The organism is Caldicoprobacter guelmensis, from assembly GCF_016908415.1.
In the GTDB taxonomy this organism is placed as follows: domain Bacteria; phylum Bacillota; class Clostridia; order Caldicoprobacterales; family Caldicoprobacteraceae; genus Caldicoprobacter; species Caldicoprobacter guelmensis.
The window spans coordinates 1-25,962 of record NZ_JAFBDW010000011.1; the positions used below are offsets into that span (position 1 = coordinate 1).

The window sequence follows — 25,962 nt, forward strand, 5'->3', positions numbered from 1 at the left end:
TTCCTCAGTAGCTCAACGGTAGAGCACTCGGCTGTTAACCGAGGGGTTGTTGGTTCGAATCCAACCTGAGGAGCCATTTCTTTTTTTGGCTCTTGATTTTAATCTGAAATTGGACTATTTTGGAGTATAGGAATAAATAAATGTAAACCCATGAACAAGTCCTATAGAGGACTTGTTATTTTTATGCCCGGTTTGTATTTTTTTTGGTAGACGCAGCTGTTGTTTTGGGCTTTTGTAAAATTATATTTACTGTATCATCTTCACGTGTTATAATCTAGCCTAAAGATTATGTCCACCATATGAAAGAAGTGTATCAACAGGAGGGAATACCGGTGAATGGCATTAAAATTGCGGTTTTGGGTTTAGGAAATGTAGGTAGGGGAGTATGGAAAATACTGCATAAACAGCAGGATATGATAAAGGAATATATCGGGATTCCCATTGAAATAAAAAAAGTTTTAGTGAGGGATGTCTCAAAGAACCGAGGTATAGATGTTCCACCTCATGTTCTTACTACCAATATCGATGATGTTCTTCTTGATGAAGATATACAAATTATTGTGGAATTGATTGGAGGGTTACATCCCGCTTATGAATATATAAGGAAGGCCATTGAAATGGGTAAGCATGTGGTTACGGCCAATAAGGCTGTCATCGCATCATATGGTAAAGAACTTATACAATTGGCTAATGAGAGAAAGGTTTTGCTTCGATTTGAAGGGAGTGTAGGGGGAGGAATTCCCATAATTGCGGCTTTGAGTAAGAGCTTTGCTGCTAATGAAATAGAGGCTATAGTAGGTATAATAAACGGTACAACAAATTATATTCTCACGCAGATGACGCGATATGGTATGGATTTTAAAACTGCTTTACATTTAGCGCAAGAAAAGGGATATGCAGAGGCAGATCCTACTTCTGACATAGAAGGTGAAGATGCAGCTTTCAAGTTATCCATATTGGCATTTATTGCCTTTGGGGTGTATGTCCCTCCGCAGGACATTCCAAGGGAGGGAATTACTCGCATTTCCGAAAAGGAAATTCAGTATGCAGCGCAATTGGGCTACACAATAAAGCTTTTGGCTGTGGCTAGAAAACATGAGGGTAAAATAGATATACATGTTCATCCAGCTTTGGTACCCAATACTCATCCGCTTGCCGCTGTCAATGATGAGTTCAATGCTTTGTTCATTAAAGGAGATGCGGTAGGGGAAATCATGATGTACGGCAAAGGAGCCGGGTCATTACCTACGGGTAGTGCTGTGGTAAGCGATATAATGGATGTGGCGTGTGCAATACTGTCAGGGCGTATAATGCCGTATACTTATAAGCATAGTGGACAAGAGCTGCGTATCAACGGCGAAGGTGAAGGTGAATATTATATCCGCCTTGAAGTGGTGGATAAGCCTGGAGTGTTGGGAAAGATTTCGACGGTTTTAGGGAACCATGGCGTCAGCATCGCCTCAGTGGTTCAGCGAGGCAGAGGGGAGAGGATTGTGCCATTGGTTTTAATCACTCACAATGTAGAAAGGAAGCGGCTTGATAGAGCATTGGAGGAAATAGAGAAGTTCGATGTAGTGGAAGAGGTAGCCAGCATCTTACGGGTGGAAAGCCATTCGGGTTGAAGGGCAGGGAGGGCTGAAACGTTTAAAATGGATATAAATGGTATGCCTTTGGTAAAGGCTCTTATAGGATATGCAGGACAAAATATAGTTAGGTTTCACATGCCAGGGCATAAAGGGTTCAATATTTTCCCTAGAGATTTTTTGGATAACTTGATAGCCCTAGATATAACAGAAATTCCAGGTATGGATAACCTCTATTTACCTTGTGGGGTAATTGCTCAAGCTCAAATGCTGGCAGCCAAGGCCTTTGGTGCTGACCATACTTTTTTCCTGGTAAATGGCTCCACAGCAGGAGTTCTGGCGATGATAATGGCCACCTGCAGGCCAGGAGACAAGCTGATCATACCTAGAAATAGCCACAGGTCGGTGTGGTCGGCCATCATAATAGCTGACGTTAACCCTGTATATATCCAACCACGCTACGACAAGGAAAATTGTTTGGTGACTCAGATATCGGCACAGGATGTGGAAAGGGCTTTGGATGAAAATCCAGATGCTGTAGGAGTGATGGTGGTACATCCTACTTATTACGGCCTTTGCAGTCACTTGGAGAAGATAGAAAAAATTGTACATGAAAGGGGTAAGCTGTTACTGGTAGATGAAGCTCATGGCGCCCATTTTATTTTTCATTCTGACCTTCCTCCTTCAGCTGGTGAGTTGGGAGCCGATATGTGGGTACAGAGTGCTCATAAAACGCTGCCTGCTTTAACCCAGGCGGCGTATCTTCATGTTAAGGGGGATCGTGTGGACTTAAGGCGAGTGGCTCAGATTATAGCTATGCTGCAGACCAGCAGCCCCTCTTATTTGATAATGGCTTCACTTGATTGGGCCAGGTTTTTTATGGAATCAGAGGGAAAGCCTTTAATTGAGAGGCTAATACATGAAGTCCGGGCAGTAAAGAGTTGGCTGCAAAACCATACAGGTTTTTTAATTATAGATGATTATGAAAAGGGGGAAGAGATAGCGGCACTGGACCCCACACGATTGGTATTGGATGTTCGTGAATTTGGCATTACTGGTTATCAGGCTGAGAGGATTTTGAGGGAAGCGGGAATACAGATTGAGATGAGCGATATGTACCGGGTTGTACTTATATGTAGTGTGGCTGATGATAAAAGGGCCTTTGATATTCTAATTAAAGCACTGAACAATCTAGCAAAAAGGTTGCCGGACTGCAAAGTAGGCAAAAAAACATCTTATGATAATATGTCAATTTCCCGGGAAATACCACGGCAAATGTTGTCGCCTAGGGAGGCTTTTTATAGTATAATAGAACGTGTACCTTTGGAGAAAAGCATAGGCAGAATATGTGCTGGCATTATAGGGTCTTATCCTCCTGGTATTCCATATTTTTGTCCCGGTGAGTTAATAGACAAAGACGGTGTAGAGGAACTTTTGTATATACAGCGATGTGGTGGAGTCCTTTTTGGGGTTGAAAAGGAAGGGTTAATTCCGGTGGTTAATACAAAAGCATAAAGATGTATTTCTCATAAGATTGAGGGGAAAAGGTGGCTATGGAAGGAATTTTTATTACCTTTGAAGGGTTGGATGGTGCAGGAAAAACCACTCAGATTAGGTTATTAGAGAGGTACTTACGGCAAAAAGGGCATGATGTGTTAGTGACTCGCGAACCAGGTGGGACACCTTTAGGGGAAGAAATACGCAAGGTTTTACTTAATCCCTATTATAGGGATATAGATGGCGTAACTGAAATGTATTTATATGCTGCATCCCGTGCCCAGCATGTAAGGCAAGTTATAAAACCTGCTCTTGAAAAGGGAAAAATTGTATTGTGTGATAGGTTTGTCGATTCCAGCGTAGCCTATCAAGGTTTTGGAAGAGGATTAGGTATGGATGTGGTGGAGGCAGTAAACAGGTATGCGCTCGGGGGTATTATCCCTGACTTGACGATTTTCTTGAATATTCGGCCAGAAGATTCTTTGGCAAGGAGCTGTATAAGGTCGGAAACGCCGGATCGGTTAGAAAGTGAGGAATTAGAATTTCACAAGCGCGTGTATGAGGGGTTTATTGCTTTGCAAAGAAGGTATCCTGATCGCGTCAAAAAGGTGGATGCATCAAAGAGCATTGATGAGGTTTTTCATCAAGTCGTGGAGTTAATAGAATGTTTGCTATCATGTAAAAAATAGGATATAATAGGATTAAAGCTAAATAAAAGGGGGGTTGAGCAGTGAAGCTCATAATTGCTGTGGTGCAGGATGAAGATGCTCAGAAGCTTATCTCTGCGTTGATGAATGAAGGATTTGGGGTTACTAAGCTGGCTACTACAGGGGGGTTTTTGCGAGCGGGTAACACTACTTTGTTAATCGGTACTGAAAAAGAAAGGGTTCCGGTGGCGTTGTCGCTCATTGAAAAGGTGTGCAAAAGCAGAAAACAGATAGCAACTTCACCTACTCCTGTGGCGGGTACAACAGGGGTGTATGTGCCATATCCAATTGAAGTGACGGTGGGTGGGGCTACTGTTTTTGTGCTGGATGTGGAGGAATTTAGGAAAATTTGAGTTGGAGAATGGCATTTTGGAGAGGTAACGGTTGTTATGAGGATAAGGAATGCTGTGGTAAAAGATAAAGATATGGGTTTAAATGGCTTGGGGAAAGAAGTCTATCGGAATGAAGTGCACACCAAAAATTTTAGCGGAGCAATGCGTGATGCCCAAGAGAGATTGATGGAAAAAGAGCTATCGCTTCTTATGGAGGAGATCAAGATACAGGAGGAAAAGCTGATCAAGTGTCTCTCTCTTGCTGAGGTTATTCGTTACAGGAAGTTAGTGTCGCGGTTTTTGTCTACTGTTGTAAGCAATATGTACCAGTTTACAAAGCGTGATTACTTCAATAGTCAGGGTAGACATGAGGTATATGCTGTGATAAGAAAGGTAAACCAAAAATTGGAGGAACTAGTAAAGCAGGTGCTTTGCTCAGATAAGGATAGGCTTAAAATATTATCCTTAGTGGATGATATTCGGGGATTGCTTATAGATTTATTTTACTGAAGGGTTTGGATGGGCTATGAATTTTTCAGACATAATAGGCCAATCCTTTGTGATTAAGAGATTGAAGCAAATTATTGAAAGCCAGCGTATAGGCCATGCTTATGTGTTCGTTGGCCCGGAAGGAATAGGCAAGAAAACGATATCCAATATATTTGCCCGAGGTATCATGTGCAAATCACAAGGTCACAGGCCTTGTGATTTGTGTCGTTCATGCAGGCAATTTAATTCGGGAAATCATCCCGACGTATATCGAGTACAAAAAGGGGATAAATCCAGTATAGGCGTGGATCAAATAAGAGGTGTGCTGGATGATATCCACTTGAAGCCTTACGAATCTGATCGTAAGGTTTATATAATTGAGGATGCTCAAGCCATGACTATCCAGGCGCAGAATGCCTTTTTAAAAACGCTGGAAGAACCTCCTTTATTTGCTACTATTATCTTACTTGCAGAAAATGCCAATGAACTCTTGCCCACTATACTGTCGCGCTGTCAGGTATTTCGCATGCAGAGGCTTACCCGAGAAGAGGTATGCGCTGTTATAATGAGAAATTTCGATATATCTAAGGAAAAAGCCATGTTGTTTGCCGGGCTTTCTAACGGGATTCCAGGTAAGGGTTTGAAGTTGGCAAGCTCACAGGAGTTTAATGACATGCGAAACGATATTTTTAAATTTTTGGAACAATTTTTGAGCTATGACGATGTGGAAAAAATGGCTCAATGGGAACTTTTCAACCAGTATAAAGACAAAATTGATGAAGTGTTGGATATATTGGTAATATGGTTCAGAGATATAATGGCTTATAAGGAGACCGGCGATTATGCCTTGGTCGTAAACATAGATAAGGTGCCTTTAATAGAAAAGCAGGCGTCTTTATTTACAATTAGGCGTATAAGAGGTATCATTGAGAGTATAGAGCGTACTCGAAGAATGCTTAAAGGAAATACCAATTATCAGTTGGCTATAGAGAATTTGCTGCTTAGCATGTGAGGAGGTGGTTTTTATACAGATTGTAGTAGGGGTCAGATTTAAAAGGGCTGGTAAAATATACTACTTTGACCCCAATGACATAGACCTTAAGCCGGGAGACCACGTGATTGTGGAAACTGCTCGTGGGATAGAATATGGTGAGATAGTAGTACCTCCAAAGCAAGTCCCAGATGAGGATATAGTTCCTCCTCTTAAGAAAGTCATAAGGAAGGCTACAGAAGAGGATGAACAAAAGGTAAAGGAAAACAGGGAAAAGGAGAGTAGAGCTTTTGATATATGCCTCAAGGAGATTGCCAAACACAACTTACCTATGAAATTAGTGGGTGTAGAGTATACCTTTGACAACAACAAGTTAATATTTTACTTTACTGCCGAGGGAAGGGTGGATTTCCGGGAACTTGTAAGGGATCTAGCGGCCATTTTTAAGACTAGAATTGAGCTCCGACAGATCGGCGTACGAGATGAGGCTAAGATGATAGGGGGTCTGGGTCCGTGTGGCAGGAATATATGTTGCTGTACTTTCCTGGGAGATTTCCAGCCTGTATCCATTAGAATGGCAAAGGAGCAAAAACTGTCGCTTAACCCAGCCAAAATATCTGGTGTGTGCGGTCGACTCATGTGTTGCCTGAAATTCGAGCAGGATTTCTATGAGAATGTATTGAAGCGTATGCCTAAGGTAAATAAAGAGGTTTTGACGCCTGATGGTAAAGGCATTGTGGTGGATGTAAACGTGTTGTCTGAAAAGGTTAGAGTAAAGCTGATTCAAGAGGATGGTACTGTAGAGGTTAGGGAATATTCCCCTGATGAAGTGGAATTACTGAACAAGGACCAATCTGATGAGGATAGGGAAGAAATAGGGGAGATGCAGGAGGATTTAAGTATGGATGAAGAGATGAGGTCTCTTCTGGATGAGTGAAAAAAATATTGCAATTTTGGTTATTGGTGATAGAATAGAAGAGGTGTTTGTTGTGGGGTTTCAATGTAAGGAGGTGAGGGTGGATGGCGTATAAGATTACTGAAGAATGCATTGCTTGCGGTGCTTGCCAGTCCGAGTGTCCGGTGGATGCCATCTCCGAGGGTGATGACATCTACGTCATAGATCCGGATGCTTGTATAGAGTGTGGTGCGTGTGCCGATGTTTGTCCAGTGGGCGCTCCTCAGCAGGAGTAAAAAGGTGTATAATTTTTATTTTTGAGTAAAAAAGAACCTGATCTTTCCGATTAGGTTCTTTTTTCATGCAATAAATTTTATGCACTAGCAGGAATTTGACAATTTATGCCGAATTATTTATATAGCAGCATAAGTAGGTATGTATAACCATAAAACTTCTGGGAGTGATATAGCTATGTATCGCAGAATTTTGGCACTGCTTGTTGGACTAGCTGTAGGAATTTTCTTTATAGGGACTGTACCTGTGGCCCAGGGGGATACCGATTACAGCATTGTTCGTGTGCGGCTAGCTTCCATGGGAAATCCTGTCAGCGTGAAGGTTAGGGTTAATGGGAATTACAGCATACCCGAGAATAAGGATATTTATCTTGAGAGGGGAAAGGAGTACGAGATAGCCATACAGGATGGGAACCTGGTACTCAGAGGAGAAAGTCAGGTTTATACATTGGGATCTAGCTTTACTTTTAAGCAGCACAAAGGTGGAGACTCGGATGCACTGGGCGTGCTTAATCCATCATATGGGTGGACTAATTACAAAGGCGATATGGTGGTGAGCTTAGAGGGAGGGTATATCAGGCTTACCAATCATGTATACCTTGAAACCTATTTGTATGGCGTTGTGCCCTATGAGATGAATAATATATGGCCTTTAGAAGCCCTTAAAGCTCAGGCTGTAGCTGCGCGTACATATGCTGTGCGATGCAAAAAATCTGCTTCAGCACCTTATGATGTTGTTGACACGCAGGCTGACCAAGTATACAGAGGCTATAATCCTAATTTTGGAAATTGCATAAGAGCAGTAGATGAAACTTCCAGGATGATACTCAAGTATAATGGAAATTTTTTAACGACATACTATTCGTCTAGCAATGGAGGATGGATAGAAGCAGGATATGAGGTCTTTTCAAGCGTGCCAAAAGGGTTTGTGCCTCTTTCGGCTAAGCAAGACCCTTATGACCCTAAGAGTCAATGGAGTTTTAATATTTATAAAACGCAGATAGATGTAAACAATATCGATTTAGCCAATCCTAACAGTTGGTGGGATTCTATCGTTGAGAAGGATATAAGCAGTTATAAAAGTTTTATAGATGGCTTGAAGGAGAAAATCAAAAAAAGCACAGGTGCTTTAGATGTTAAAATTGTGAGTATAGATGAAATTCTGTTTGAGGGGGAGACTGAAGGTAAGAGGAAGAAAGAAGTCAATTTTAAACTTTCATTTTTTTCAAAAGGTATGGATGGTTATGTTATGGATGAACAGGGCAAGATAAAGCTTGAGACAGCAGATGTGAGAATGCAGACCAAGGATATGAGGTCTTTGATAGGAACTTCTATAATGAGGAGCTTATATATAACAGGGCTTGAGTTAAGAAATGTGGAAAAACCTGGGCGAGAATATTATGTCATATGGGGTTTGGGATTTGGTCATGGCGTTGGTATGAGTCAATTTGGTGCCAAGGCTATGGCAGAGCAAAATAAGAGTTATAAAGAAATTTTAAACTTCTATTATCCAGAAGCCTCAATTGAAGTTATTAATATTTCTCCTCCTACCCTTTCGGATATGCCATCAAGGGGTGGTGAGAGGCAGGACCCCCAACCTTCGAACAGCGGAAATAATGGTCAACAGCCTTCCAATGGCGGTGGGAACGAGCAATCCCGGGCTATATATGGTACTGTCAAGGTAACCACATCCTTAAATATAAGGCAGGGGCCTGGTACACAATACAAGCGCATAGGAGGGTTGGCGCCCAACACTCGTGTACAAATATTGCGCGAAGTAGGGGATTGGTATGAGGTAAAGGCAGGCAACCTCCAGGGCTATGTTCATAGGGATTATGTTATACTAGAGAACGCACAGCAGCCATCAGGTTCCTCGTCAGGAGGCGATCAAGGACAGCAACCGCCTGTTGATCCACCTGTGCCTCCAAATAATGAAAGAAAATACGCTGTTGTAACTGCCAGTACATTGAACGTGCGTAGTGGCCCCAGCACAAAAAATCATAAGATAGGGATGGTAGTCAAAGGGAATAAGCTGATCGTGCTAGAAAAATCCGGGGAATGGTATAAGATAGAGTACAATGGCCTTATAGGGTATGTACACGGCGATTATATAAGGCTGGAAAGCTCAAGTGCTCAACTTCCAAGTGAGGGCAGTGCACTCCCTAGTAGCAATAACGGTAATGTGATAGCGCAAGGAACGGTGACAACTACTACTCTTAATGTTCGTTCGGGAGCAGGAACAGGTTTTAGTGTGATTGGAAAACTTACCAGAAATGCAAAGGTGGATATTTTGGAGAAAGCAGGTGCTTGGTACAAAATCAAATATGGCAGTACGGTCGGATATGTTCATGGGGATTATATAGAGCTGATTTCCGGAGATGTAGCTTCTAGAGGGGCACAGCAAATTTCTACTGGGATTGTTACTGTCAATGGACTGAATGTGCGGTCAGGTCCGGGGACAAACTATAATAGGATTGGCTTTTTAAATCGTAACAGCCAGGTGACTATTTTGGGTCAGAGCGGCGTGTGGTATAAAATAAAATTTGGTAATACGACAGGGTACGTGCATAGCGCTTATGTAAAGGTTTCAAATGCTGTAACTTCTCGAGAAGGCGATGATAGACGCTTCCCAAATACTGCATTAGTGACAGCTACATGGCTCAACGTAAGGACTGGTCCAGGTATTAATTATGCTAAAATTGGTGTTATAAAGATAAATTCAAGGGTAACCATTCTTCAAAAGGAGGGTTCTTGGTATAAGGTCAGTTATGGTACTCTAACAGGGTATGTTTCGGGGGATTATCTCAAGTTTTAAGGTATGAGGCTTTATAAGCTAAAAAAGCGCGGGATTTTGTTTCCGCGCTTTCTTTTTTTACTCGATATCGGCATAATCATTGCCGATGTCCTGGCTGTTTGTACCATCGCCATAGATGAAATCATGGAGAAGCGCTTTATTCTTTTCCAGATCCGGTACCAGCACAGCCATGCCGTCTATATACTGAGATTTAAAAGTGCCATCAGCAGGTATTCTATATTGCAATATATCTTTATTTTTAAACCCTAAGACCGATATCCCTAAGCTCAGTATTTCTGTCTTTGGTAGGTTTGTCTCTACATAAGGTAGCGTAGCACTTATCAGACCCGGTAATTTTAGAGGGCTTAAATTTTTTGCCTTTTTGAATAATTCTATCAATACCCGTCTTTGTCTTTCGGTTCTCTCAAAGTCAGCATTTCCCACTTTTCGCACTCGAGCGTAGGCAACCGCTTGTCTACCGTTTAATGTTTGCAAGCCGGGCTGTGTCAGCATGGGAACAGGCTTGGTATTCTTGTTTAAGCTATTGAGCTCTGCTATGCAGGAGTTGATATAAGGGATCTCCTGTTTTTTTACATCTATTGGTATTCCGCCTACCTGGTCGATGATCTTTTCCAGGCCAAAAAAGTCCACTGTAACATAATAGCGTATATCTAAGTCAAAGTTGGTGTTTACGGTTTTAATGGCAAGGGCAGGACCGCCAAAGATGTAAGCCGTATTTATCCTGTTTTTGCTTTTACCGGGGATGGGTAGGTACATATCGCGCATTAGAGAAGTAAGCTTAATAACCTGGTTTTTCTTGTCAATGGTAGCAATCATTATTGTGTCCGAGCGCGATATTTGATCTTTTTCTCTTGTATCCAAACCAAACAATAGTATATTAATTACCCCGGTTTCGCTTGCTTTAGGAGCCGTTTCAGAGATCCCCAAATCTTCCGGAGTCAATTTTTCTGGGGAATTTGGTGAATTGGAAGAGTTTGATGAGTCCGAAGAATCTACCAAAGAGTTACCTTCAATTTGCTCAAGCAATATATAGATATAAGTAGCCGAGGCTATTAGCAAAACGAGCAATATAGATAATGCAGCTATAAAAAATTTTCTCATTTAAATACCCCCATTGAGCTTATTTGTATAGCATCTAACATTATTCTACAAATTGTTTTACAAGTCAATATTGAACCGTAAAATTTAAGAATTTATTAAAAAACTATAATACCGTAAATAAATGTGCTGGTGTGTTATACTTAAAAATGTAAACGAAAAGCTATATCGTATAATTTTAATATAAAAATAACATAATGTTTTAAATTGAGATAAAAGGATATTAATAAAATAAAACGAGGGGGAGTGTGGGTGAAAGATTTGGCTTTTGTTTCTATGGTTTTTGTAGAAGGGGTGGCGTCATTTTTGTCCCCGTGCGTTTTGCCCCTTATTCCAGTATACCTGGCTTATTTGACGGGACAAAGCATTGAAAATCTATTTAAAGAGCCTTCTAAAGCCTACTATAAAGGCGTGTTAAATGCTTTTTTGTTTGTAGCAGGCTTTTCTATTGTGTTCATCAGCATGGGTGCTGTGGCAAGCTCCTTTGGACGATTTTTGGTAGAGTACAGGGATGTTATACGGAGGATAAGCGGGGTGCTAATTGTGCTTTTTGGCTTGTTCCATGTAGGGCTTATCCCTATTCCCTTTTTGAATTATGAAAAAAGATTTAATATCGGCATCGGTGGCCCGGGGTTTGTTACTTCGATACTCATGGGTATGGGGTTTGGTTTTGGATGGACGCCGTGTGTAGGTCCAATGCTTGCATCCGCGCTTGTCATGGCCAGCCAGGCCCACACGATTGGAGAGGGAATAGGTTTGTTAGCAATTTATAGCCTAGGATTGGGATTGCCTTTTATGGTATTAGCGTTGGGGATACGGGTGCTATGGAAGCCCGTCAAGAAGGTATATAAATACATGGATGTAATACGCTGGATTAGTGGAGGACTCCTCATCATAATAGGGTTATTAATATTTTTTAACAGATTAGCCTTCTTTTAAGAAAGGGATGGTTTGAAAGCTATGGGTAAGATTGTTAAAGCTTTTGTCTTTTTGCTGGTATTTGGAGTGTTTATAAGTGGATGTGAAACATCAAAAGAGGTACCTCGTGAGATGCCAAAAAGCCAAACTCCTGGATCTCTGAATAAGAGAGATGAGGAGCTTAGACAGGATAATGGTCAGGAAAGGGTGTCACTCCAGGATATTTTGAAGGAAGAATACGGCTTTTACGAGATAAATAAGCCTATGGAAGATTTTGAAGTTGAAGATTTAAACGGCAACAAAGTGAAGCTATCGGATTATAAAGGGAAAATCATATTTCTGAATTTTTGGGCTACTTGGTGTCCACCCTGCCAGGCCGAAATGCCTCATATGGAGGAATTCTATGCAAAATACAAGGATGAGGATGTGGTCGTTTTGGCAGTGAACTCAACTTCTGTAGAGCTTAGAGGTGGAACTGACGATAAAGCCGCCGAAAAAAAGGTTAAAGATTTTATTAAGAAATATGGCTATACTTTCCCTGTATTGCTAGATAGGGATGATGAGGGTTGGCGGATTTATTATCAAGCTGGAGTACCCGCCAATTATATTATTGACAAAGAAGGGATTGTTCGCTATCTTAAGATAGGAGCTTTTTCGGGTCAACAAGAAATGGAGCTTGCCGTTAAGGCAATAAGGACAATGGAAAGATGACAATTTTTATACCACTTGGGTAAGGGGCGATTGTTTTGCCGACTACAGGTACGCTCTATATCTGTGCAACGCCGATAGGAAATTTAGAGGATATAACTTTAAGAGCTCTCCGTATTCTCAGGGAAGTGGATTATATCGCCGCTGAGGATACCAGGCATACTTTGAAGCTTTTGAACCACTATGGCATTTCAAAGCCGCTTATAAGTTATCATGAGCACAATCAGCGAGAAAGTGGGGAGAAGATAATTGAGCTCCTCATGGGGGGCTATAGTGTAGCTCTGGTATCTGATTCGGGTATGCCGGGCATATCTGATCCAGGAATACCTCTGGTTTGCCTAGCCAGAGAAAAGGGTATACCTGTAACGGTTTTGCCTGGTCCTTCAGCATCTATTACAGCGCTGGTACTGTCGGGGATGGATACCAGCCGTTTTGTTTTTGAGGGGTTTTTACCACGGGGAAAAAAGGATAGGGAAATAAGGCTGGAAGAGTTAAAAAGGGAACAGCGCACTGTGATTTTGTATGAAGCGCCCCACAGGCTGGTTACCACTCTAAAGGATATGCTTGATAAGCTAGGCAACAGAAAGATTGCTGTGGTGAGAGAGCTGACAAAAATTCATGAAGAGGTTCTTATTTCAAATCTAGAACATATGCTACAGCATTTTAAGGAGTATCCTCCTAAAGGTGAAATAGTGCTAATTTTAGAGGGATGTGTGTGTCAGGATGTACAAGACAACGAGTGGGAGCATATATCCGTGCAGGAGCATATAAGACAGTATATGGCTCAGGGCTTTAATAAAAAGGAAGCGATAAAACTGGTGGCTAAAGCGCGTGGTTTGCCGAAAAACGAGGTATATAAACATTCTCTAGACGTGTAAATTTTATTTGTCATCGGAAAAAAAACAGTGCCTGGGAAAGGCATCATTCAGAGAGTTTGCGCAGCTCAGCCAGGCACTCTTTGCATATGTTCTTGCCCTTGTAAGTTTGTATATCTTTTGCACTATCACAAAAAATGCAGGCAGGTTCATATTTCTTCAATATAATGTGTTCATCGTCTACGTAAATCTCTAAGGCGTCTTTTTTGTCTATGCCCAGAGTCCTACGCAGCTCAATGGGCAATACAACTCTTCCCAATTCGTCCACTTTTCTCACAATACCCGTGGATTTCATACCATCCCCTCCTCCCTAAACAAAATTCGACAACAACCACATAATTCATATTACCAATAATACCAATAAAAGTCAATAGGTTTGCTGTAAAAAATATGAAAAATATAATGTTATATTGTTGAAGGCAGTATCATATGAATAAACAAAAAACGCTGCTTGAAAGGTGAAGCATTATGGTCAATGTTATCTGGATACTCTTCATTTTGATAGGACTGGTAATAGCCGTATTCAACGGAAAGGTAGCTGAGGTTACGCAGGCAGCTTTGGATAATGCTAAATACGCGGTGGAGTTATGTTTTGGATTGATAGGCGTCTATGCCTTATGGCTAGGCCTTATGAGGGTAGCAGAAGAGGCCGGGTTGGTCAATAAAATCTCAAAGAAGATGCAGGGTATGATGCGATTTTTATTTACCGATGTGCCAGCCAGGCATCCGGCTATAGGAGCCATGACCATGAATATCATTGCCAATATGCTGGGGTTGGGAAATGCGGCTACTCCTTTGGGGATAAAGGCTATGAAGGAGCTTCAAGACCTCAATCCTCATAAGGAAGAGGCAACTGACGCCATGTGTATGTTTTTAATTATAAATACATCGTCTGTTCAGCTCATACCAACTACAGTGGTGGCTTTGCGTAGTGCTGCGGGTTCCAGCAATCCAACTGAGATTATAGGTACTGCATTTATAGCTACTGTCTGCTCAACAATGGCTGGAATTATAGCTGCCAAAGTGCTACAGAGATATTATTGAAAAGTGAGGGTATAAGTGAAAGATGGCAAATATCATGGATATAATATCTTCTTTTGCAATTCCTGCTTTTATATTTATTGTGTTGGTATATGGGCATTTAAAGGGCGTAAATGTATATGAATCGTTTGTAGAAGGAGCCAAAGAGGGGTTTACTACTGCTGTCAAGGTGTTACCATATATGGTTGCCATGTTTGTGGCAATAGGCATTTTCAGAGCCTCTGGGAGTATGGGTATTCTTGTAAGCTTTATAAGCCCTGTTACTGAGCTTTTGGGTGTCCCAGCACAGATACTTCCTCTTGTAATCATGCGCCCTATATCGGGTATAGCTTCAACTGGAATATTGGCTGAGATATTTAAGGTATATGGTCCAGATTCGTTTATTGGCCGTGTAGCCTCTACCGTCATGGGTTCTACTGAAACCATATTTTATACCCTTTCAATTTATTTTGGGGCTGTGGGTATAAAAAAAATTCGATATACTCTCTGGGCTGCTTTATTGGCTGAAATAGTAGGCCTTATCGCTTCCGTTGTGGTATGCACTATAGTGTTTGGTAGATAAACTAATTTTTGTAAAATTTGTCTAAATGGAAGTTGACAAATAAAGCCTTTTAGCCTTAAAATCAATTCATGAGATGGTATCAAATTCTATTTTGATCGGAGGGTATCAGGGTTACTTATGAAAATAGACGTATATGCATTGCCAAACAGTGTGCAAGAAAAAGAGCTTAAAGAGCGCATAGCTGTTGTCGTGGATGTACTTCGTGCCAGCAGTACCATCATTACTGCTTTACATAATGGTTGTAGGGAGGTCATTCCGCTAATTGACATTGAAGAAGCCATAAATCTATCTAAGAATTATGAAAAGGGTACCTTTTTATTAGGTGGGGAAAGAAACGCTCAAAAGATAGAGGGGTTTGACCTTTCAAATTCTCCGTATGAGTATACCCGCGATGTGGTGGAAGGGCGTACTGTACTTATAACCACTACCAACGGTACTAGAGCTATAAGAAAAGCCAATGAAGCAAAGGAAGTTATCATTGGAGGATTTTTAAACGCAGCAGCTGTAGCCCGATATATTGGGCAAAAAGAAGAAAATGTGGCTTTTATATGTGCGGGGACTGACGGAAAGTTCTCGTTAGATGATATTCTAGCGGTAGGTGCAATGATTGATGCGCTTCAAAATACGGGAAAGCCACTAGATATGGATGATTTGGGTTTGGTATGCCTGCAAATGTATTCTATCCATAAGCAGGATCTAAAAGAAATATTAAAGCATACGTACCATTATAAAAATTTGGTAAAGGCTGGTTTTGAAGCCGATGTAGATTATTGTATTCAGTTAAACCTGTTACCAACTATTCCTGTATATCGAGAAGGAGTTATAAGGGTTTTAAATATTGTATAAAAAGAGCTGTTTTTATGTGCCTTTACTTAATATAATCCTCATAATGAAGGTAGAGCGTTTCACAAATTAAAGGGCTATGCTCTGGACTCAGCATAGCCCTTTAATTTGCCTTGAATTGAGATTTTAATACTTATTTAGAATTTCAAGAAGAACATTTTTTGCTTTTAAAATATCTTCCTTTTGTTTGGGGCCGGATATTTCTCTCTCTATGATTAATGGTCCTTTATAATTATACTTTATAAGCTTTTCTATTAATAAAGGGAAATTAACCATGCCTTCTCCCACCGGTGTCTCTTGGCCCAACTGCCTTCCATTGGTTGGATACCTACCGTCTTTTACGTGTACACCCCTTACGAGGTCTTTAAATATATCCACGGCATCTATAGGATTGGCTTTGCCGTAAAGTAATAAATTAGCTGGGTCGAGGTTTATTCCAAGGTTATCTAGCCCCACATCTTCTATAGTTCGAACCAAGGTAATGGGAGTCTCTTGCCCTGTTTCAAAGTTGAAATATATGTTTAAGTTCTTGCAGTAAGAAGCCACTTCCCTTACTGCAATTATAGTTTCACGGTACTCCGATGTAGATGGGTTTTCGGGGATAAATCCTACATGGGTGACGATGTCGTTAACTCCAAGCATGCTGGCAAAATCTGCTCCTCGTTTCAGTGCTTCCATCCTAATGTATCTGTATTCCTTTGGCACCAATCCTAGAGTTAAGGGACCATCAATAAAATTCCATACCTTTGGTCCTGGCCATCCTACCCATACGCTAGTTATTTTTATCTTGTCCCCCACTATCTCTTTTAACCTGTTTGCATTTTCTTCAGTTAGTATGTCTACATTCCATGCGTTTATCTGACAACTATGAAGGCCGAGTTCTTCTAGTTCTTCTACCCCATTTTGGAGTAATTTCTCCAGAGATATGATAACGCCTATATCAAGGTTATACAATCAACTTCACTCCCTTTTTTGTTTGGTGATTTATCAACTTTAGATGTAAATTAAAAAGATCCGCTTCATCTACCAGAATTTTGTCATCTGGTATCCGCGGTTATTAGATTTCAATTTACAGCTCTATAAATTTGCCGCCGTTGTCAGCTGATTCTATTTCAGCTCGGGCGATGCGTATGGTCTCCATGGTGCTGTATGGTGAGGCTACCTCGATAGGGGTATCGTTGATTAGTGCGTTTATAAAGTACTTTATTTCTCGGTAATAGCCATTTTCTTTCGGCAGGTCAGGTGTGAAAGATTTGCTGTCATTAGGATTAACCTTGAGAATGCCTTTTTCGTATATCACGTTGCCTTTTTCAAAGTTTACTCTGTATAACATGCTAAAGCCATACTCACCGTTTAGTACCCAGTCGTCTTCGGCTGTTATTACTTTGCCGTCTTCATAGATGTATCGAGTGGATACGATATCATACCCGCTACCTGGAATGACATTTTTTGCTATTGTGGAGACCGCTTTAGGCGTGCCGAATAGCCAGTTTATCATATCTACATCATGGATGTGCTGATCTAAAATTGCTCCGCCGCTTTTCTCCTTTTGCAGCAACCAGTTCTGATACGACCACTTAGGGGTCCCGCCACCGCGGAAGAAGTATCCAGCAACTACTTTCCCGAACCTGTTGGTCTCCACGCATTCTTTGAGGTACTCATATTCTGGCCAGAAACGCAGGCATTGGGCAATCATCAGCTTTTTGTTATTTCTCTCGGCAGCTTCTATCATGGCCTTACATTCGTCCACGGTAAGAGCCATGGGCTTTTCACACAGTACGTGTATTCCTTTGTTGAGAGCTTTTATGGCTACCTCGGCATGTAGGTAAGTAGGTAAAGTGATATCTACATAGTCCAGCTCTTCCTTTTCAAGCATTTCGTCTATGTCCGTGTACAGGTTGTACTTTGAAAAGTCGTATTTTTTGTTGCCCACATCGATGTTACCGGGTAAGAATTTATTTTCAAACTTGTCTTTGTCTATGTCACATATGGCTACCAGCTTGACCGGGAACCCCTCAGCTTCAAGCCTTATATAGTTATCCAAATGGCCTCTTCCCATAAATCCTATGCCTATAAGGCCTACCTTTACCATATATATCTCCTCCTTTTATTTTTATCTTCCCAAAATTCTATCCATGGATTTAGATGTATTGTATATTATCTGATTAGTATAATGAGTGTAATTAGGTATCATCTCAGCGATAACATAATCGTCATAGCCTACTTCTTTAAAGGCCTGCATTACTTCGGGGAAGTTTACGTCTCCGGCCAGGAGGTCTACAAACCCTTCCAGCGTACCAACCCTTCTCCTGAAATCCTTAAAGTGTACTTTTTTGATGCGTTTGCCCAGGATCCTTATCCAATGTTCGGGATATCCCGTATATATGATATTGCCTACATCCAGATAAATTCCCACATATGGGCTATTGATTTTATCGATGAAGTCCCTCATCTCCAAGGGTGATAACAGGAATTTGTTCCATACATTTTCAAGGCATATACTGACTTTGATGGCTTCTGCCTCTTCTTTAAGTTCCATAAAGGCTTCTAAGGCTCGCTCATAAGCTATATCATATTGTACTACTTCGCTGTCGGGTGAAAGCCCTGCTACCATGCCCGGCACCACCAGAATACCGTCTGTTCCAAGTAAAGCTGCCGTTTCCAACTGTTTTTTTACTATGTCTTTGGATTTTTGCCTGATTTTAGGGTCTGAACTGCTAACGGGATATGTCCAGTATAAGCCAGTTGCAAGGCTGGCTATTTCGATGCCGGTGTCTTGTGCTATCTTTTTGATTCTTAAAATATCCTTTTCGCTGCTGTTTAAACTGACTTCGCCTTCCTCATCCAGGCTAAGTTCGATGCCTTCAAATCCGGCATCTTTAGCCATGGCCATGCATTCGGCTACCGTCATGCCTTTTTTAAATGACCAGACGTTTATACCTTTTTTCATATTAAGCTTGACCTCCTTCCTTTATTGATTTAAGAATGAGATTTTGTTAAAATTCATATATGGATTTCTATATAGAGATGGAACAGGTTTTCACATCTTAGATTATATATCAGAAATGGTTGTTTTTCTTTGCGAAAAAAGGCTAATTTTTTATAATATCGGACACTCTTGTTTAGAAAGGAGAATATATTGCCTTGTCCGTAAATAGAAAAGTGGAATACCCTAAAATACCCCTAAACAGCGTTATAGAGATAAACGAAATTGTGAGCCTATTTTATTTTGAGTACGCCAAGGATTTTGTGTTCGAAGGGGAAAGCCATGATTTTTGGGAATTCCTCTATGTGGATAAAGGCCAGGTGGAAGTGATGGCTGATACAGAGGGCTACCAGTTAGAGCAAGGGGAGATGATATTCCACAAGCCCAATGAGTTTCATAGCGTATGGGCCAATGGCAAAATAGCTCCGAATTTAATAGTGGTATCATTTGTGTGCAACAGTCCTGCTATGAAATTTTTTGAAAACAAGATACTCAAAGCAGGAGATGAGGAAAAAGCTATACTGGCTAAACTTATAAAGGAGCGTGCCAATTGTTTTAATAAGAAGCTTAATGAGTTTATTACCGTTAATGATAAACGGGATAATGAACTGTTTGGGGCTCAACAACTTATAAAGATATATCTTGAGCTTTTGCTTATAACGCTTATAAGGAATAATACCGTAGTAAAGAGGCAGGAGCGCATTTCTTCTTTGACTAGGCGTCGGGCAGAGGATGATTTGGTAAACCGTATGATATGCTTTATGACACAGAATATTGAAAAAAACCTTACTGTGGACGATTTTTGTAGGGAGTTTTCCTTGAGCCGTAGCAGGATAAAAAGCTTATTTAGGGAAAAGATGCATACAGGTGTTATGCAGTATTTTAGGCGAATGAAGATTGAAAGAGCCAAAGAGCTTATAAGGGAAGAGAACTATAATTTTTCTGAAATAGCTGAGAAATTGGGTTTCAGTTCAGTCCATTATTTTTCTCACGTATTTAAAAAAATCACCGATATGAGTCCCTCGGAATATGCCATATCAGTCAAATCTAAAGCAGAACTGCCGAATGAATAAAAGCTATTCACAACCGCTTGGTTGTAAAAGCAAAATGTTTTGGGAAATATCTGAATAATACTTGACACAATGGATAACATCATAGTATAGTAATTTTGAACTTGTAAACGCGATGAAGGGAAGAGTAGGCAGGGATGGCCCGCCTTTAGAGAGCCGGGGCAGGTGAAAGCCGGTGGTAGTGGCCCCTGTTGAACATGGCCCTGGAGCGGAGCGGTCGAAGTAGCTAGTAGGCCGCTACGGGAGGTCCCGTTATAGATGCAGGTGATGATGGTCACCGATAGAGTTTTTCGCCGCGAGGCGAAAAAGAAATAGGGTGGTACCGCGAAGGTTACCCCTCGCCCCTATGTTGGAGCGAGGGGTTTTTGTGTTTTAGTTGATTGGTGTGGTTGTATTTTGGTTATTGGATAGAGGGGTATGGCAGAAAGTTTAACAGCAAAAAAAGAGGAGGGGTAAACTATGGCTGACAAAAAGACTTTCTATATCACTACTCCTATATACTATCCCAGTGACAAGCTGCATATTGGACATGCCTATACTACGGTGGCGGCTGACGCTATGGCTCGATTTAAGAGGCTTACCGGTTATGACGTCATGTTTTTGACTGGGACCGATGAACACGGGCAAAAAATAGAGCGGTTGGCTAGAGAAAAGGGGGTAACACCTAAGGAATATGTAGATAACATAGTGGCCAGCATTAAGGACTTGTGGAAGCTGATGGATATATCCTACGATGATTTTATCCGCACTACTGAAGAGCGGCATGAAAAGGTGGTACAAAAAATATTTAAAAAGTTATATGACCAGGGGGATATCTACAAGGGTGAATACCAAGGTTGGTACTGTACCCCCTGCGAATCGTTTTGGACTGAGAGGCAGCTGGTGGACGGCAAGTGTCCGGATTGTGGCCGAAAGGTGGAGCTGGTAAAGGAAGAGGCTTATTTCTTCAAATTGTCTAAGTATCAGCAACAGCTTATAGAGTATATCGAAGCCCATGACGAGTTTATACAGCCGCCTTCGCGGAAAAACGAGATGCTCAACAATTTTTTGCGTCCGGGATTAGAGGACTTGTGCGTATCACGTACTTCCTTCAAGTGGGGTATCCCTGTGCCGTTTGATGACAAGCATGTGATATATGTGTGGATTGATGCCCTTTCCAACTATCTTACTGCCTTAGGCTACATGACTGAGAATGATGAGAGATACAAGAAGTATTGGCCGGCTGATGTACATCTGGTGGGTAAGGAGATCGTAAGGTTCCATACCATTATATGGCCTATAATGCTACTGGCTCTAGGAGAGCCACTGCCCAAGCAGGTGTTTGGCCATGGTTGGCTGGTGTTGGAAGGGGGTAAGATGTCTAAGTCCAAAGGCAATGTGGTGGACCCGGTGGTGCTAGTTGAGCGTTATGGTGTGGATGCTATACGCTACTTCCTGCTTAGAGAGGTGCCCTTTGGCGCTGATGGGGTCTTTTCCAATGAGGCTTTGATTAACAGGATAAATTCGGACCTTGTAAACGATTTGGGTAATCTGGTCAGCCGCACCATAGCTATGATAGACAGATATTTTGATGGTTTGGTACCACAGCCGGGAGAGTTCCAGGACGTTGATGTGGATTTAAGGCAACTGGCTCTTTCTACTCCGTCAGCGGTAGAGCAATTGATGAACCGTTTTGAGTACAGCAATGCTTTGGCTGAAATATGGAAGCTGATTGGCAGAGCCAACAAATATATTGATGAAACCACTCCGTGGATTTTGGCTAAGGACTCGGATAAGCGTGAGCGACTGGGTACTGTGCTTTATAACCTGGCTGAATGCCTCCGTATGATATCGGTGTTGATCAGCCCGTTTATGACCAGAACGCCCCATAAAATCCGTGAGCAGCTTGGGATAAAGGATGAAAGCCTTACCACTTGGGAAAGTTTATCTCAGTTTGGAAAGCTGCCGCCAGGAACCAGGGTACAGCGCGGTGAGGTCATATTCCCTAGATTGGACATTGAGAAGGAGCTTAAGGAGCTAGAAGAGATACAGCAGAGAATGAAGCAGGCCAGTCAGAGCGAAGGGGCAACCCGCACTGCCCAGGATACGGTACAGGCTGGGGGAGAGGATGGGCAGCAGGGACATCGACTGAACTCGGATGATAAAAGACAGGCAGATGGCCAGATTAGCATTGATGACTTTGTAAAGCTGGACATCAGGGTGGCCAGGGTTGCGAGCGCTGAAAGGGTTGAAAAGAGCAACAAGCTGTTGAAGCTGATCCTAGAGGTAGGGGATGAGAGGCGCCAGGTTGTATCGGGGATTGCCAAGTATTATACGCCAGAGGAGCTGGTGGGCAAGAAGGTCATATTGCTGGCTAATTTAAAGCCTGCCAAGCTTATGGGAATAGAGTCTGAAGGCATGATACTGGCTGCCACTGACGAAAGAGGGAACTTGGCACTGCTTACGGTGGATCAGGACATAGCAAGTGGTTCTAAAATAAGTTAGGGGTATATGAAAGCCATAAAATAAAGGTCGAGGGGAGAAAGATGCTTTTTGATACCCATGCACACCTTGAGGATGAAATGTTTGATGAGGATAGGGATCAGCTGATAAGGGAGTTGCCAGAAAAGGGTGTGGCCTACGTTGTAAATGTAGGCTCCACCCTTGAAGCTTCCCGTATGTCGGTGGAGCTGGCTACGCAGTATCCTTTTATATATGCTGCTGTGGGGATTCATCCCCACGAGGTAGCCCAGATGAACAGAGAGGCTTTGGATGCTATTGAGGCCATGGCTAAAAGGGATAAGGTTGTGGCAGTGGGCGAGGTGGGTCTGGACTATTATTACGATTTTTCGCCTAGGGAGCTGCAAAAGGAATGGTTTGACTGGCAGATAGACCTAGCTTACAATATGCGGCTTCCTATAATCATACACGATAGGGATGCCCATGCGGATGTGCTGGATATACTTAAAGCCAAAAAGGATAAGATACTGGGTGGGGTGATGCACTGTTATTCAGGCAGCTGGGAGATGGCCAAGTATTTTATGGACCTTGGGCTTTATATTTCTTTAGGCGGCCCTGTCACTTTTAAAAACGCCAAACGGCCAGTGGAGATAGCTCAAAAGGTTCCTCTAGACAGACTGGTAATTGAAACCGATAGTCCATACTTGGCACCTACTCCTTATCGTGGCAGGCGTAACAATCCTGCATATGTAAGGCTGGTGGCTGAAAAGATTGCAGAAATTCGGGGCATGGCTCTTGAGGAGATTGCGAATATTACCTTGGATAATGCAAAAAAGCTATTTAAAATAAAGTGATTGTGTTTAAAAATTGAGTATGGTGATTAGGCTTAAAAAAAGGAGATGGAAGAATGGACACCTATGTTTACAGGCTAGGGGATGCCTTGTACGTCAATTTGACCAATCGGTGCACCAACTGCTGTGATTTTTGTATACGAAATACCCGCGATGGTATGGGAGAGTATAACCTATGGCTTGATAGGGAACCTACGGTTGAGGAGGTATTACAACAGATAGGAGACCCTACTCAGTACAGCGAAATAGTGTTTTGTGGTTTTGGAGAGCCAATGCTCCGGCTTGAAGAGCTGATAGAGATTGCTCGAGAAATAAAGAAAAAAGGGGGGAAGGTGAGAATCAATACCAACGGCCAGGCTAATCTGTATTACGGCAGGAATGTGGTACCGTTGCTTGAAGGGATAGTGGATGTGATCTCCATAAGCCTTAATGCGCCCACTGCTGAACAGTACGATGCTATATGCCATTCAATTTACGGCAGAGAGGCCTTCGAAGGCGTGCTGGAGTTTGCCAGAGAGTGCGTTAAGGTAATCCCCACGGTGGTGCTTTCGGTGGTGGATGTGTTATCTTCGGAGGATATTGAAAAATGCCGTAACATTGCTGAGAGTATAGGGGCACAGCTAAGGGTGCGGCAGATGATAGAATAAAGAGGATGTTCACCGGTAGTATTCAGCGAACATCCTCTTGGCTATATCCAGCTTTACATCCCCTTCACCAGCTGGTACTTCTAGCGCAACGCAGACGAGTAGAGGTTTTTCGGTGTTTAAGGTGAACCCTATAAACCATGCTATCTCTTGGCTTTTATCTCTAACTTGTGCTGTCCCGGTTTTACCGGCAATGGTAAGCTCGGGAATTTTTACTTTGTGGGCCGTGCCGGTTGGATCTTCTACTGTATCAATCAACATGGGCAAAAGGGTATCCACATATTGCTTGGGTATCACACCTTCCAGCCATGGTTTAGGCTGTAAGGATTCTGTGGTTTGGCCTGAAGGAGTCCGGATTTCCTTTACAAGCTGGGGAAGCATCATGTTACCGCTGTTGTAAAAGGCAGTATACATAGTGGCCATCTGCAGAGGTGTTATAAGCATTTCCCCCTGTCCGTAGCTGGTGTTAGCAAGTAGGGCATCGCTCCACGAAGTAGAGGCATTTTTTATTTGAGAGCTTTTAACCGGCAAGGTAAAAGGTAAAGATTGACCTAATCCATATCTAGTGGCAAATGTTTCAAAGTTTTTATATCCTATCTTCAGTCCAGTCCATGCAAAAAATATATTGTCTGACCACACGATGGCATTGCGCAAGTTGACATCTCCCGGTGGGTGAGGTACACGCCTTATGGGAGGAGCCGTCCAGTTGGGGCTTGGGATCCACTCCTCTTTTTGGGCTTCGGGTACTACGGTCTGGAGCGTGATGACTCCCGACTCCAAAGCCATGGCTGCCGTGAAGGGTTTGAAGGTTGATCCGGGAGGATACAGGCTGTGTATACATCTGTTTATGAGTGGATGGTCAGGGTCCTGGGATAAGGCCTTCCATTCAGAAGGCAACACGCCGACCGGGAATATATTTGGATCAAAAGAAGGTTGGCTTACCATGGCGAGGATTTCGCCGGTAGCTGGATTCAGCGCTATGATGCTACCTTTGGAACCTTTTAGCGCCTCATAAGCGGCTTTTTGAAGGAGAGGGTCAATTGTCAGTATGACATCGTTGCCATCTTGAGGTTCAACTTTTGCTATGATGCTCTTTTGTTTCCCATATTGGTCTTCTATGTAAAGGGTATAACCTTTGCGGCCCTTAAGCTCTTCTTCCAGAGCTGCTTCTATACCCTGTCGGCCAATTAGGTCTTCTGCATCATATCCTTCGGACGCTTTTTTTTCAAGTTCTTCTTTGCTGATCTGCTGCACATATCCCGTCACATGAGCAAACAGCTGTTCCATGGGGTACTGGCGTGTGATATGGCTTTTGCTGGATAGCATAACTCCTTTTACGCTGAGCAGCTTGCTTTTATATTCTTCAGATATATTGAAGGGCAAATTTTTGATGGGCACGAACAGGTCAGGATTATCTTTCACCCATTTTTGATTGAGTATATTTTGTATAGAGCCTTCGTCCATCTCTATGAGAGGTGCCAATGCTTTGGCAAAGCTCTCGATGTTGGGTATGGCGGATGGCTTAGCCCCTACTGTGTAAGCCGGCCCGTTAGTGGCCAGTAAGTTCCCTTGCCTGTCACTTATTGTACCTCGTTTGGCGCTATGACGGGTAATCCTTACTTTGTCGCCTTCCTGCATGATGGGAAATATCAGTGAGGGAGACCACTCTATTTTCCACTGCTTCTCCTCTAAAACTAATGGAAGAGTGTACTGGTATTCGAATGTTCCCACCGTATTTGTGTGAAACTTGGCCTTAAAAGGAAGATAGGCCCGCTTATCTTCAATTACAATTTCCTCTGCGTCAATTTCCAGCTTATACAATTTGATGGCAGAAAATATGTTGGTGTACCTGTTTATAAAGTCCTGCTTTGCAATAGAGGACTGCGTTCCTACAGACAGGAGGTCGTACATTTCTTCGTACTTGCTCTGCATCCAGGCATCCAAATAAGCAGTGGCTGGCTCTTGGGGATTGGGCTTGGAACATCCCGATACTATCCAGCTAAGAATCAAGCTCAACGTTACCAATATTGCAAATTTTTTCATTAAAGCATTCACCTCTTTTTTTGATGATACATGCTTTTGTATATTTTATCATACATCGTCAAGAGATTCATCTAATGAAAGGGTATATAATTTATACCTTATGGAATAATATAGAAATGTAGCAAGAAAAATATGGTTAAAACTTTTCATGGATGAGAGCTTTAAAGGGTATACCGCACCCTAAATGTTCAGAAGTTTCGCAAATTAATGAATAAAAACGGCGTAATCCTTTGATATTTAGAGGTTTAGAAAGGATAATACTCGAAATATGTAAATTCCGAT

The 25,962-nt window shown here is 42.1% G+C and carries 25 protein-coding genes, 1 tRNA gene and 1 other annotated feature; of the genes, 20 read left to right on the top strand and 6 right to left on the bottom strand.

Annotated elements, in window-relative coordinates; translation table 11 throughout:
* Nucleotide 1 precedes the first annotated feature (1 nt).
* The 10 genes from JOD02_RS10940 (at nucleotide 2) to JOD02_RS10985 (ending at nucleotide 9,602) form a co-directional block, all read left to right on the top strand.
* Nucleotides 2–76: transfer RNA gene (locus tag JOD02_RS10940), tRNA-Asn, on the top strand.
* Between the two features lie 256 nt (nucleotides 77–332).
* A complete protein-coding gene (locus JOD02_RS10945; RefSeq protein ID WP_204489483.1) occupies nucleotides 333–1,622 on the top strand; it encodes a homoserine dehydrogenase in 1,290 nt (429 codons plus the stop codon).
* A gap of 42 nt (nucleotides 1,623–1,664) precedes the next feature.
* The gene (locus tag JOD02_RS10950; protein WP_204489493.1) at nucleotides 1,665–3,098 is read left to right on the top strand and encodes an aminotransferase class I/II-fold pyridoxal phosphate-dependent enzyme; all 1,434 of its coding nucleotides are present in this window, start codon (nucleotides 1,665–1,667) and stop codon (nucleotides 3,096–3,098) included.
* 38 nt (nucleotides 3,099–3,136) lie between these two features.
* A complete protein-coding gene (gene tmk / locus JOD02_RS10955; protein WP_204489497.1) occupies nucleotides 3,137–3,769 on the top strand; it encodes a dTMP kinase in 633 nt (210 codons plus the stop codon).
* Between the two features lie 41 nt (nucleotides 3,770–3,810).
* Nucleotides 3,811–4,140, top strand: a complete 330-nt coding sequence (locus tag JOD02_RS10960; protein ID WP_204489501.1) for a cyclic-di-AMP receptor — start codon at nucleotides 3,811–3,813, stop codon at nucleotides 4,138–4,140.
* A gap of 36 nt (nucleotides 4,141–4,176) precedes the next feature.
* Nucleotides 4,177–4,629 (top strand): YaaR family protein, encoded by a 453-nt coding sequence (locus JOD02_RS10965; protein WP_204489505.1) that lies wholly within the window; start codon nucleotides 4,177–4,179, stop codon nucleotides 4,627–4,629.
* Between the two features lie 16 nt (nucleotides 4,630–4,645).
* A complete protein-coding gene (gene holB / locus JOD02_RS10970) occupies nucleotides 4,646–5,620 on the top strand; it encodes a DNA polymerase III subunit delta' (protein WP_204489516.1) in 975 nt (324 codons plus the stop codon).
* Between the two features lie 13 nt (nucleotides 5,621–5,633).
* Nucleotides 5,634–6,536, top strand: a complete 903-nt coding sequence (locus JOD02_RS10975) for a stage 0 sporulation family protein (RefSeq protein ID WP_204489544.1) — start codon at nucleotides 5,634–5,636, stop codon at nucleotides 6,534–6,536.
* An 83-nt stretch (nucleotides 6,537–6,619) separates the two neighbouring features.
* Nucleotides 6,620–6,790, top strand: coding sequence for a DUF362 domain-containing protein (locus tag JOD02_RS10980; RefSeq protein ID WP_204489517.1), 171 nt, complete (start codon nucleotides 6,620–6,622; stop codon nucleotides 6,788–6,790).
* Nucleotides 6,791–6,965: 175 nt separating this feature from the next.
* The gene (locus JOD02_RS10985) at nucleotides 6,966–9,602 is read left to right on the top strand and encodes an SH3 domain-containing protein (RefSeq protein WP_204489518.1); all 2,637 of its coding nucleotides are present in this window, start codon (nucleotides 6,966–6,968) and stop codon (nucleotides 9,600–9,602) included.
* Nucleotides 9,603–9,659: 57 nt separating this feature from the next.
* Here the strand turns inward: JOD02_RS10985 and JOD02_RS10990 are convergent, their stop codons facing one another.
* Nucleotides 9,660–10,703, bottom strand: coding sequence for an LCP family protein (locus JOD02_RS10990; protein ID WP_204489519.1), 1,044 nt, complete (start codon nucleotides 10,701–10,703; stop codon nucleotides 9,660–9,662).
* A gap of 249 nt (nucleotides 10,704–10,952) precedes the next feature.
* On the opposite strand from JOD02_RS10990, the gene JOD02_RS10995 reads away from it, so the two are divergent.
* Genes JOD02_RS10995 through rsmI form a run of 3 tightly spaced genes read left to right on the top strand, consistent with a single transcriptional unit; the run spans nucleotide 10,953 to nucleotide 13,204 of the window.
* Nucleotides 10,953–11,639 carry a cytochrome c biogenesis protein CcdA gene (locus tag JOD02_RS10995; RefSeq protein WP_204489520.1) on the top strand — a complete coding sequence of 229 codons (687 nt, stop codon included), beginning with the start codon at nucleotides 10,953–10,955 and terminating at the stop codon, nucleotides 11,637–11,639.
* 21 nt (nucleotides 11,640–11,660) lie between these two features.
* Nucleotides 11,661–12,329, top strand: coding sequence for a TlpA disulfide reductase family protein (locus tag JOD02_RS11000; RefSeq protein WP_204489521.1), 669 nt, complete (start codon nucleotides 11,661–11,663; stop codon nucleotides 12,327–12,329).
* Nucleotides 12,330–12,364: 35 nt separating this feature from the next.
* Complete coding sequence (gene rsmI, locus JOD02_RS11005; protein ID WP_204489523.1) at nucleotides 12,365–13,204, top strand: 16S rRNA (cytidine(1402)-2'-O)-methyltransferase; 840 nt, start codon at nucleotides 12,365–12,367, stop codon at nucleotides 13,202–13,204.
* 43 nt (nucleotides 13,205–13,247) lie between these two features.
* Here rsmI and JOD02_RS11010 read toward each other — a convergent pair whose 3' ends face one another.
* A complete protein-coding gene (locus JOD02_RS11010) occupies nucleotides 13,248–13,496 on the bottom strand; it encodes an AbrB/MazE/SpoVT family DNA-binding domain-containing protein (protein WP_204489525.1) in 249 nt (82 codons plus the stop codon).
* 173 nt (nucleotides 13,497–13,669) lie between these two features.
* Between JOD02_RS11010 and JOD02_RS11015 the strand changes: the two genes are divergently transcribed.
* The 3 genes from JOD02_RS11015 (at nucleotide 13,670) to JOD02_RS11025 (ending at nucleotide 15,650) form a co-directional block, all read left to right on the top strand.
* Nucleotides 13,670–14,245: a nucleoside recognition domain-containing protein gene (locus JOD02_RS11015; RefSeq protein WP_204489527.1), complete on the top strand. Its 576-nt coding sequence runs from the start codon at nucleotides 13,670–13,672 to the stop codon at nucleotides 14,243–14,245.
* A 22-nt stretch (nucleotides 14,246–14,267) separates the two neighbouring features.
* Entirely contained in the window at nucleotides 14,268–14,804 is a 537-nt protein-coding gene (locus JOD02_RS11020; protein ID WP_204489529.1) for a spore maturation protein, read from the top strand.
* Nucleotides 14,805–14,921: 117 nt separating this feature from the next.
* Nucleotides 14,922–15,650 carry a 2-phosphosulfolactate phosphatase gene (locus tag JOD02_RS11025; RefSeq protein ID WP_204489531.1) on the top strand — a complete coding sequence of 243 codons (729 nt, stop codon included), beginning with the start codon at nucleotides 14,922–14,924 and terminating at the stop codon, nucleotides 15,648–15,650.
* A gap of 123 nt (nucleotides 15,651–15,773) precedes the next feature.
* Here the strand turns inward: JOD02_RS11025 and JOD02_RS11030 are convergent, their stop codons facing one another.
* The 3 genes from JOD02_RS11030 to JOD02_RS11040 form a co-directional block, all read right to left on the bottom strand.
* Nucleotides 15,774–16,601 carry a sugar phosphate isomerase/epimerase family protein gene (locus JOD02_RS11030; protein ID WP_207754301.1) on the bottom strand — a complete coding sequence of 276 codons (828 nt, stop codon included), beginning with the start codon at nucleotides 16,599–16,601 and terminating at the stop codon, nucleotides 15,774–15,776.
* A gap of 115 nt (nucleotides 16,602–16,716) precedes the next feature.
* Entirely contained in the window at nucleotides 16,717–17,739 is a 1,023-nt protein-coding gene (locus tag JOD02_RS11035) for a Gfo/Idh/MocA family protein (RefSeq protein ID WP_204489533.1), read from the bottom strand.
* 21 nt (nucleotides 17,740–17,760) lie between these two features.
* The gene (locus tag JOD02_RS11040; RefSeq protein ID WP_204489535.1) at nucleotides 17,761–18,597 is read right to left on the bottom strand and encodes a sugar phosphate isomerase/epimerase family protein; all 837 of its coding nucleotides are present in this window, start codon (nucleotides 18,595–18,597) and stop codon (nucleotides 17,761–17,763) included.
* 194 nt (nucleotides 18,598–18,791) lie between these two features.
* On the opposite strand from JOD02_RS11040, the gene JOD02_RS11045 reads away from it, so the two are divergent.
* From JOD02_RS11045 to JOD02_RS11060, 4 genes are all read left to right on the top strand, one after another.
* Nucleotides 18,792–19,706 (top strand): AraC family transcriptional regulator, encoded by a 915-nt coding sequence (locus JOD02_RS11045; RefSeq protein ID WP_207754302.1) that lies wholly within the window; start codon nucleotides 18,792–18,794, stop codon nucleotides 19,704–19,706.
* A gap of 103 nt (nucleotides 19,707–19,809) precedes the next feature.
* Nucleotides 19,810–20,052, top strand: a binding site (T-box leader).
* 110 nt (nucleotides 20,053–20,162) lie between these two features.
* Nucleotides 20,163–22,187, top strand: coding sequence for a methionine--tRNA ligase (gene metG, locus JOD02_RS11050; protein WP_204489537.1), 2,025 nt, complete (start codon nucleotides 20,163–20,165; stop codon nucleotides 22,185–22,187).
* Nucleotides 22,188–22,228: 41 nt separating this feature from the next.
* Nucleotides 22,229–22,996: a TatD family hydrolase gene (locus tag JOD02_RS11055; protein ID WP_204489539.1), complete on the top strand. Its 768-nt coding sequence runs from the start codon at nucleotides 22,229–22,231 to the stop codon at nucleotides 22,994–22,996.
* A 53-nt stretch (nucleotides 22,997–23,049) separates the two neighbouring features.
* Complete coding sequence (locus JOD02_RS11060) at nucleotides 23,050–23,640, top strand: TatD family nuclease-associated radical SAM protein (protein WP_204489540.1); 591 nt, start codon at nucleotides 23,050–23,052, stop codon at nucleotides 23,638–23,640.
* 9 nt (nucleotides 23,641–23,649) lie between these two features.
* Here the strand turns inward: JOD02_RS11060 and JOD02_RS11065 are convergent, their stop codons facing one another.
* Nucleotides 23,650–25,680 (bottom strand): penicillin-binding transpeptidase domain-containing protein, encoded by a 2,031-nt coding sequence (locus JOD02_RS11065; protein ID WP_204489542.1) that lies wholly within the window; start codon nucleotides 25,678–25,680, stop codon nucleotides 23,650–23,652.
* Nucleotides 25,681–25,962 lie beyond the last annotated feature (282 nt).